Genomic DNA, 2528 nt, shown 5'->3' with positions numbered 1-2528 from the left:
AACAGGGCCTGGACGAAGTTCTCCAGGTAGTGCGGCTGCTGGAACACCGCGACCTTCTTGCGCAGGCCGGAGGTGCCGGGCAGCTGGCCGGCGAAGGGGGTGGTGGGCTGGGTGAGGATGCTCATGTGCGACTCCGGAAAAAAGGGGCTGTTCGGCGATTCACCAGCACCAACCGTACCGCATCTGCCCGGCGCCGCCCTCAGGCGGGCAGCACCACCGTGCGGCGCAGCGCGTCGCCGGCGGCGTCGAACAGGTGCAGGTCGGTCGCGTCCACTTGCAGGCGCACGTTCTCGCCTTTGTTCAGCGCGGTGGTGCCGTCGAGCTTGAGCGTGACCGCGGGCAGGCCGTGACCCAGGTCCAGGTACAGCAGCGAAGCCTCGCCCAGCTTTTCGATGTGGGCGATCTGCGCGGCCAGGCTGTTGGCGCTGTCGGCCGACGGGGCCAGGCGCATGTGTTCGGGCCGCAGGCCCAGGTGCGCCTTCTGTCCGGCCTGCAGGTGGGCGGCGTCCACCGCCACGTCGAAGCGGTGCCCGGCCACGCTGACCTGGGCGCGGCCGTTGCCCGCCTCCAGGAAGACGGCGGGCAGCACGTTCATCGTGGGCGAGCCGATGAACTCGGCCACGAACAGGCTGTTGGGCCGGTGGTAGAGGTCCATGGGCGTGCCGACCTGGGCGACCGAGCCCTTGGTCTGCACGTCTTCACCGGCGCGCAGCAGCACGATCTTGTCGGCCAGCGTCATGGCCTCGACCTGGTCGTGCGTCACGTAGATCATGCTGGCGGTGCCGATGTCGTGGTGCAGCTTGGCGATCTCCAGCCGGGTCTGCACACGCAGCGCGGCGTCCAGGTTGGACAGCGGTTCGTCGAACAGGAACACGCGCGGCTCCTTCACGATCGCGCGGCCGATCGCCACGCGCTGGCGCTGGCCGCCCGAGAGCGCCTTGGGCAGGCGGTCCAGCAGCGGCGTGAGCTGCAGGATGTCGGCCGCCGCGCGCACCTTCTTGTCGATCTCGGCGGCGTTGGCGCCGAACACCTTGAGGCCAAAGCCCATGTTCTCGCGCACCGTCATGTGCGGGTAGAGCGCGTAGCTCTGGAACACCATGGCCACGCCGCGCCGCGCGGGCGGCAGGTCGTTGACGCGTTCGCCGCCGATGGACAGGTCGCCAGAACTGATCTCTTCGAGCCCGGCCACCATGCGCAGCAGCGTGGACTTGCCGCAGCCCGACGGTCCGACGAAGACGCAGAACTCGCCGTTCTCGATGGTGAGGTTGGCGTTGTTGATGGTCAGCGGCGCGTTGGGCGCGTAGCGCTTGCAGACGTTCTTGAAGTCGATGCGGGACATGGTGCGGGTCTCCTGCGGGGTGGTGGGTGTCAGGCCTGCAGGAACAGGCCGCCCCAGGGTTCGAAACGGATCTGGCCGGCGTCGACGCTTGCGCCCGCCAGGCCGCTGCCGGTCAAGGTGTTCGCCTGCGTCCAGCCCTCAGGCAGGGCCAGCACCGCGGCGCTGTCGCTGAAGTTGAAGGCGCAGAGCAGGCGCTGAGGACCGTCCTCGCGCGCAAAGGCCAGCACCTGCGGGTGTTCGGGCAGCAGGGTCATGCGGCCGTGCAGCAGCGCGGGTTGCTCGCGGCGCCAGTGCAGCAGCTGCGTGAAGAAGCTCAGCAACGAGTCCGCGCGGCCGGCCTGCTGGTCCACCGCCAGCGCGGTGTGCGTGGCGGCCACCGGCAACCAGGGCTTGGCGCCGGTGGTGAAACCGGCGTGCGGTGCGTCCGCGGTCCAGGGCATGGGCGTGCGGCAGCCGTCGCGGCCCTTGAACTGCGGCCACATGGTGATGCCGTAGGGGTCTTGCAAATCTTCGAAGCGCAGTTCGGCTTCGGGCAGGCCCAGCTCTTCGCCCTGGTAGAGGCAGACGGTGCCGCGCAGGCTGGCCTGGAAGGCCGCCGCCAGGCGCAGCAGGCGAGCGTCGGGCTGGGGGCCGCCCCAGCGCGTGGCAGAGCGTTCGCAGTCGTGGTTGGACAGGGCCCAGCAGGGCCAGCCGTCGCCCACCACCTCGTCGAAGCGGGCGAGCACGCCGTGCAGGAAAGGCGCGTCGTGCGGCTGGCCCAGGAAGTCGAAACAGTAGGCCATGTGCAGCTTGTCGCCGCCACTGGTGTACTCGGCGACGCGGGCCAGGCCGTCGTCGTCGCCGATCTCGCCCACCATGGTGGTGTCCGGGTACTGGTCGAGCAGGGCGCGCAGGCGCTGCAGGAAGACCAGGTTTTCCGGCTGGCTCTTGTCGTAGAGGTGGCGCTGCCAGGCGTAGGGGTTGAAGGGGTTGACCGCCGGGTCGGGCTTGTTCGGGTCGGGGGCGCCGCGACCCGGGTTGTTGCGCAGCTGCGCGTCGTGGAAGTAGAAGTTGGCGGTGTCCAGGCGGTAGCCGTCCACCCCGAGGTCGAGCCAGAACTTCACCGTGGCCAGCAGCGCGTCCTGGACGTCGGGGTTGTGGAAGTTCAGGTCGGGCTGGCTGGTGAGGAAGTTGTGCAGGTAGTACTGGC

2 protein-coding genes are annotated in these 2528 nt (G+C 69.4%); both read right to left on the bottom strand.

Annotation, left to right across the window (positions count from 1 at the left end; all coding sequences use genetic code 11):
• Window positions 1–199 precede the first annotated feature (199 nt).
• Window positions 200–1339, bottom strand: coding sequence for an ABC transporter ATP-binding protein (locus ACR2JA_RS13740; protein ID WP_434009643.1), 1140 nt, complete (start codon window positions 1337–1339; stop codon window positions 200–202).
• Between the two features lie 29 nt (window positions 1340–1368).
• A partial coding sequence (locus ACR2JA_RS13735; RefSeq protein ID WP_434009642.1) for an alpha-amylase family glycosyl hydrolase occupies window positions 1369–2528 on the bottom strand: 1160 nt, incomplete at its 5' end.

It is taken from the genome of Hydrogenophaga sp. (genome assembly GCF_051007235.1).
Lineage (GTDB): Bacteria > Pseudomonadota > Gammaproteobacteria > Burkholderiales > Burkholderiaceae_C > Hydrogenophaga.
Note: the sequence above shows the minus strand (reverse complement) of the source record. Positions and strands in the feature narration are given on the sequence as shown.

Bases quoted from the DNA above. Each gene is read 5' to 3' on its own strand.
- ACR2JA_RS13740 (WP_434009643.1), bottom strand. From the start codon at position 1,339: ATGTCCCGCATCGACTTCAAGAACGTCTGCAAGCGCTACGCGCCCAAC.